This window comes from Spirillospora sp. NPDC049652, assembly GCF_040675125.1.
Lineage (GTDB): Bacteria > Actinomycetota > Actinomycetes > Streptosporangiales > Streptosporangiaceae > Spirillospora.
On sequence record NZ_JBFAOF010000369.1, the window covers coordinates 1 to 6,492 of the forward strand.

The following is a 6,492-nucleotide window of genomic DNA, read 5'->3' on the forward strand; positions in this document are numbered from 1 at the left end:
CGGTCGAGGCGCTCGACGCGACCGGCGCGGGCGACGTCTTCGGGGCGGGGTTCCTGTTCGGGACGCTGGCCGGCCTCCCGCTTCCCGAGCGGCTGAAGTTCGCCAACCTCTGCGCCGGCCTGTCGGTCCGGCACCGCAGCGGGTCGCTGGGCGCGCCCTGCTGGGGGGAGATCGCCGCCTTCGGCGAGTCGGGGGAGATCCCCGAGGCCGCGCTCGAACCGTACGCCTTCGTCGTGGACTTCCTCCCCGAGATGGCGTCCGACACCGTCGTCCGGGCCGAGCCCACGCTCCGGGCCGACCCCGTGCGACCGTCCTGACCCGGCGGCGGCGACCGCACAGCGCGCCCGCCGCCGCGCGGCACCACACCACGACACCACGGCAACACGGCAACACGGCGATACAGCACAATCACACAGCAACACGGCAACACCGCAGAAACCGCACTACAGAACCAGTACGACCAGCACAGGAAGGAGCCGCTGAAATGCCGACACGATTGACACGGGGGGCGGTCGCGACGGCCGCGGCCCTCGCGATGGCCCTCGCCGCCGCGTGCGCTCCGGGTTCGTCCGCCGACAAGCCGGCGAACAAGGCGCCGAGCGCCGTCAGCACCGACGTGGCCAAGGCCGGCGACGTCACCCTCACCGTCTGGGACCAGGAGGTCCAGGGCGGGCAGAAGCAGCAGATCGACACGCTCAACAAGCGGTTCATGGCCAAGTACCCGAACGTGAAGATCAACCGGGTGTCGCGGTCGTTCAACGACCTGCAGAAGACCCTGCGGCTGGCGCTGTCGGGCAGCAACCCGCCCGACGTCGTCGAGGCCAACCAGGGCTACGCGAACATGGCCCAGTACGTGAAGGCGGGGATGCTGCTCCCGCTGACCTCCTACGACCAGGTCTACGGGTGGAAGAAGCGCTACCCGAAGGGCCTGATGGACCTGAACAGCGTCACGTCGGACGGCAAGCTCATCGGTTCGGGCGACCTCTACGGCGTCTCCCTGAACGGTGAGATCGTCGGCCTGTACTACAACAAGGAGAAGCTCTCCGCGCTCGGCATCCAGCCGCCGAAGACCTGGGCCGAGTTCGACCAGGCGCTCGCCACCGCCAAGGGCAAGGGCGAGGTCCCGATCGCGTTCAACAACCTGGAGAAGCTGCCCGCGATGCAGCTGTACGGCATCATCCAGGACGGCCTGGCCGACAAGGAGTCGGTGCGCAAGCTGGTCTTCGGCAACGGCGGCTCCTGGACCGACGGGCCGAACGTCCAGGCCGCGCAGAAGCTCGCCGACTGGGCCAAGCAGGGCTACCTGACCAAGGACCCCAACTCCCGCAAGTGGGACGACACCCCCGCCGACTTCGCCAAGGGCCAGGGCGTGTTCATGTTCGGCGGCACCTGGTGGGCGCCCGACCTCGCGGACCGGATGAAGGACAAGGTCGGCTTCATGCTGCCGCCGGCCGCGCAGGCCGGTCAGCCCACCGCGACCATGGGCGGCGAGAGCCTGCCGTGGTCGATCACCGCCAAGTCCAAGCACCCGGACGTGGCGGCGGCCTACATCAACTTCATCACCTCGCCCGAGGCCATGGACGTGTCCGTCGAGACCGGGAACCTGCCCGTGCTCGCCGCGCCGACCAAGCAGCCGTCGCTGCCGCTGATGAAGGAGGTCTCGGCGGCCTGGGCGGAGCTGAGCAAGAACGACGGCACCACGCCCTACAACGACTACACCACCCCGACGTTCACCGACACGTTCGGCGGTCCGCTGCAGGAGCTGGTCGCCGGCAAGAAGTCCGCGCAGGACGTCATGAAGGCGGCGCAGGACGACGCCGCCGCCTTCCAGAAGAAGAAGTAACGACCGGCCTCGCCGCCGGGAGCGCCGGGAACAGCCGCCCGGCGCCCCGGCGGCGGGACGGGAACGATCGGCAGAGCCAAGGAGTCCGCCCATGACGACCGTCGCGCGGCAGAAGACCCGCAGAACCGGGAAGAAGCCGCCCGGCACCCGCGCCGAACGCCGCGCGGAGGGCCGGGTGCAGGGCCAGGCGAAGAAGCAGGCGAAGGGCCGCGCCCCCGGCGAGGCCCGCAACATCGGCTGGCTGTACATCCTGCCCGCGCTGCTGGTGTACGGGGCGTTCCTGCTCTGGCCGCTGGCGCGCGGCGTGCAGTTCTCGTTCTACAACTGGGACGGCCTCGGCAGCGCGACCTGGGCGGGGTTCTCCAACTACGCCACCACCTGGACCGACCCGGCGCTGCGCGGCTCGTTCGCGCACCTGCTGGTCCTGGTCGTCTTCTACTCGATCCTGCCGTGCTGCATCGCGTTCCTGCTGGTGGCCGCGATGTCGCGGACGAAGATCCGCGGCATGACGTTCTTCCGGACGGTGCTGTTCCTGCCGCAGGTCATCGCGATGGTCGCGGTGGCCGTGGCCTGGCAGTGGGTCTACTCGGCCGACGGCCCGGTCAACACCGTGCTCGGCTGGCTGCACGGCGCCGGGCTGCCCGACTGGCGGCACGGCTGGCTGGGGGACTTCACCTTCGCGCTCCCGGCCGTGGGCCTGGTCGGCACCTGGGTCGAGATCGGCCTCGCGTTCGTGCTGTTCATGGCGGGCGTCCAGCGGATCCCGCGGGAGCTGTACGAGGCCGCGCGCATCGACGGGGCCGGCCCGGTCCGCGAGTTCTTCGCGGTCACGCTGCCGGGCCTGCGGCGCGAGCTCGCGGTGGCGCTGACGCTGACCACGACCATGTCCATCCGCAACTTCGACCTCATCTACATGGCCACCGGCGGCGGCCCGGGCAACGCGACCAAGGTTCCCGCCTACGAGGTCTACAACCGCACGTTCAACACCGGCGAGGTCGGCCTCGGCTGCGCGATCGGCATCACCATGGCGGTGCTGCTGTTCGCCGCCACCGCCGCCATCGGCCGCCTGGTGGAAGGGAAGGGCGCATGAGTTCGCGGCGGGAAGCGATCTTCAACCACGCGATCCTCACGCTGTTCGCGGTGATCGCGCTGTTCCCCATGGCCGGCGTGGTCGTGAAGGCCCTCCAGCTTCCGGACCTGGACGTGAGCACCTTCGCCACGGCCTGGCGCGACGGGCACTTCGCCACCTACCTGCGCAACAGCGTGATCGTCACCACGGTCACGGTGGTCGCCTCCGGCGTCCTGTCGATCATGGCCGGGTTCGCGCTCGGCGCCATGCGGTTCCGCGGCGCGTCGGTGCTGTTCCTGCTGTTCCTGGCCGGGCTGACCATCCCCACCGAGACCATCGTGGTGCCGCTGTACTTCGACCTGCGGTCGATGGGCCTGGACAACAGCTACGCCGGGCTGATCCTGCCGCAGGTGGCGATGTCGGTCGCGTTCGGCACGTTCTGGATGCGCGCCTACTTCCGCAGCGTCCCGCCGTCGCTGCTCGAGGCCGCCCGGATCGACGGCGCGTCCAGCTGGACCACGCTCTGGCGGGTGCTGGTCCCGGTCGGCAAGCCCGCGATCCTCACCATGGTGCTGCTGACCAGCATGTGGACCTGGAACGAGTTCCTGCTGCCCCTGGTGATCGTCAACTCGGACGAGGGGCTGCGCACCGCGCCCCTCGGGCTGTCCTTCTTCCAGGGCGCGCACAAGACCGACTACCCGCTGCTGATGGCGGGAGCGCTGATCATCGCGGCGCCCGTCATCGTCGTCTATGTCTTCCTGCAACGACAGTTCATCGCAGGAATGCTCTCGGGGGCCATCAAGGAGTAGGGAAGGAACAGGAGAGCTGTTTTGCGAAGACTCACCCTGCCCGTAGTACTGCCCGCGGTTCTGTCCGCCACCCTGGCCGCGTCCGCGGTCACGCTGGTCGCGGCGCCCGCCCACGCGGCGCCCGCACCGGCGGGAGCCGACAGGGGACAGCTTGACGTGCTCTTCGTCGGGGCTCATCCCGACGACGAGGCCGGCACGCTGTCGACCCTCGGCCAATGGAACGAGTTCGACAAGGCGCGGACCGGCGTCCTCACCGTCACCCGCGGCGAGGGCGGCGGCAACGCCGCAGGCAACGAGGAGGGGCCACCGCTCGGCCTGCTCCGGGAGAGCGAGGAGCGGCGCGCGGTCGGCAAGGCCGGCGTCACCGACATCCACTACCTCGACAAGGTCGACTTCTTCTACACGGTGAGCGCGCCGCTGACCGACGACACGTGGGGGCACGACGCCACGCTGGAGAAGGTCGTCCGGCTCGTGCGCGAGACGCGGCCCAAGGTCATCGTGACCATGGAACCCGCGCCGCTGCCCGGCCAGCACGGCAACCACCAGCAGGCGGCGCGCCTGGCGACCGAGGCGTACTTCGCCGCGGCGAACCCCGACGCGTTCCCCGCGCAGCTGAGCAAGGAGAAGCTGCGGACCTGGTCGCCGGGGCGGCTGTTCGGCACGGGCGGAGCGTCCGGCCCCGTCGGGCGGTCCTGTGCGGCCGACCTGACCACGTCCAGTCCGGCCACGCTGTCGTACGGCGTGTGGGGAGGCCGTGCCTCCGCACGCAACGGCGGCAAGCCCTGGGCTCAGGTCGAGCGCGAGGCACAGCGGATGTACGTGAGCCAGGGCTGGGGCGGCTTCCCCGACGTTCCGGCGGACCCGGCCAAGATCGGCTGTGACTTCTTCACGCAGATCCACTCCCGGGTTCCGTTCACGCTGGGCAACACCGACCCGGCGGCGATGCTCGAAGGCGCGGTGCAGCCGGCCAAGGGCGGGCTTCCGCTCGGCAGCCGGTTCTACCTGACCAGCGATTTCGGCGTCGGCGCGGGACGCGCGTTCAAGGTGACCGCGCACGCCTCGTCGCCGAGCGCGCTGGCCGGCGCCAAGGCGGCGCTCACGGTGCCGCCCGGTTGGAACGTGACAGGTTCCGGCTCCCTCGGCACGCTCTCGGACGCGGAGCGCACCACCACGTTCACCGTGACGCCCCCGGCGGACGCCGCGACCGGCCGCGTCCGGATCGCCGCGCAGCTCACCGCCGGTCGGGCTTCCGGCCAGACATCCTCGATGGTCGAGGTCCAGCCGTCCGTCACCGGGCTGCAGGAGCCCCTGCCGCGCGTCGCGGACTTCGACGCCTGGGCCGCCAAGAACGGCGTGCCCGCGCTCACCGGCCGGATGAAGCGCGTGCTCACGCTCGCGTCCGGCAAGTCGCGCGAGGTGCGGATCGACCTGGCCAACACCACCTCGTCCGCGCAGTCGGGCACGGTGCGGCTGGACCTGCCGAAGGGCTTCTCCGCCGACGCGGCGTCCAAGCCGTTCACGCTGGCGGCCGGGGCCAAGGGCGCGGCGACCTTCACCGTCACCAACACCGACGCCTCCCTGCCGACCTCCAACCAGGGCGGCTCCGGCGGCGACTACGACCTCACCGTCACCACCACCCCCTCCTCCGGCGCGGCCGACGTGCAGAAGGGCGGGCTCGAACTCGTCCCGACCGCGCAGCTGTCCAAGGCGACGACCGCTCCGGCGGTCGACGGCAAGGAGTCGGCCGGCGAGTACCCGGGCCAGGAGATCGACCTGTCCCGCCTGTGGGAGGGCTCGGCCTGCGACTCGGCCGCCGACTGCTCGGCGACCGGCAAGGTCTCGTGGACCGACGACGCGCTGAACGTGCTCGTCAAGGTCCGCGACGACAAGCAGGGTACGGTCCTCGGGGCCGACGACTGCAAGCGCCACTGGCGTTCGGACTCGGTCGAGATCGCGATCGACCCGCGCGGTGACTCCGAGAACACCTCCACCACGTTCAAGACCGGGATCTTCCCGCGGATGTCGGACGGCAAGCCCTGCTTCGAGCGGGACGCCGACGCCCACCAGGGCGGCGCGGAGACCGCCCCCGGCATGCAGGTCGCCTCGGTCGTGAACGAGCCCTACGACGGCTACACCATCGAGGCGAAGATCCCGTTCAAGGACCTTCCGACCGCCGTGGACCCGGCGCGGATGGGCCTGAACATCTTCGTGTACGACTCCGACACCCAGGACAAGACCGGCCAGACCCGTATCGGCTGGTCGACCTGGGGCGGCGTGCAGGGCGACCCGTACCGGTGGGCCCTCACCTCCCTGCCGGGGTACACCCCGCCCGCGGGACTGCCGACCACGCCGCCCGCGCCGGTCATGCCGACCGACGCGGCCACCTCGGCGAACTCGCCCGAGTCGATCCTCCAGGCGGTGCGCACCGGCGTCCCGCTGGCGGCGACCGCCGCCGCGCCCGCGTCCGACACCGCGCGGATCGTGGGCAGGCCGAAGGTCTCGGGCGGCTCGGTCACCTTCAAGCTCCAGGCGACCGGACCGGGCACCGCGTACGTCCACGTGTGGGACGGCAAGGTGCTCGGGACCAAGAAGGTCGACGTCCGCGGGGCGGGTGCCCGGACCGTGACCGTGCCGGGTGCGAGCGGCTGGCTGACCGTGGCCTTCGAGGCCCGGAAGGGGGGCACGGCGAGCAGCGCCGCGCAGCTGACCGGCTGACCTGACGCCGTGGCCGCCGGTCCGGGCCAGGCAGGACCGGACCGGTGGCCGCGGCG

General features: G+C 71.1%; 5 protein-coding genes. All 5 read left to right on the plus strand.

All coding sequences use genetic code 11. From position 1 onward, the window contains the following. The coding region (locus tag AB0J52_RS22270; protein WP_500183798.1) for a PfkB family carbohydrate kinase at positions 1 to 317 on the plus strand (317 nt) is incomplete at its 5' end. A 167-nt stretch (positions 318 to 484) separates the two neighbouring features. After that, complete coding sequence (locus tag AB0J52_RS22275; protein WP_500183800.1) at positions 485 to 1,843, plus strand: extracellular solute-binding protein; 1,359 nt, start codon at positions 485 to 487, stop codon at positions 1,841 to 1,843. Positions 1,844 to 1,934: 91 nt separating this feature from the next. Further along, positions 1,935 to 2,933 (plus strand): carbohydrate ABC transporter permease, encoded by a 999-nt coding sequence (locus AB0J52_RS22280; RefSeq protein ID WP_500183801.1) that lies wholly within the window; start codon positions 1,935 to 1,937, stop codon positions 2,931 to 2,933. Beyond that, positions 2,930 to 3,721, plus strand: coding sequence for a carbohydrate ABC transporter permease (locus AB0J52_RS22285; RefSeq protein ID WP_500183802.1), 792 nt, complete (start codon positions 2,930 to 2,932; stop codon positions 3,719 to 3,721). The genes AB0J52_RS22280 and AB0J52_RS22285 overlap by 4 nt, the downstream gene beginning before the upstream one ends. Positions 3,722 to 3,742: 21 nt before the next feature. Beyond that, positions 3,743 to 6,436 (plus strand): sugar-binding protein, encoded by a 2,694-nt coding sequence (locus tag AB0J52_RS22290; RefSeq protein ID WP_500183803.1) that lies wholly within the window; start codon positions 3,743 to 3,745, stop codon positions 6,434 to 6,436. Positions 6,437 to 6,492: the final 56 nt, after the last annotated feature.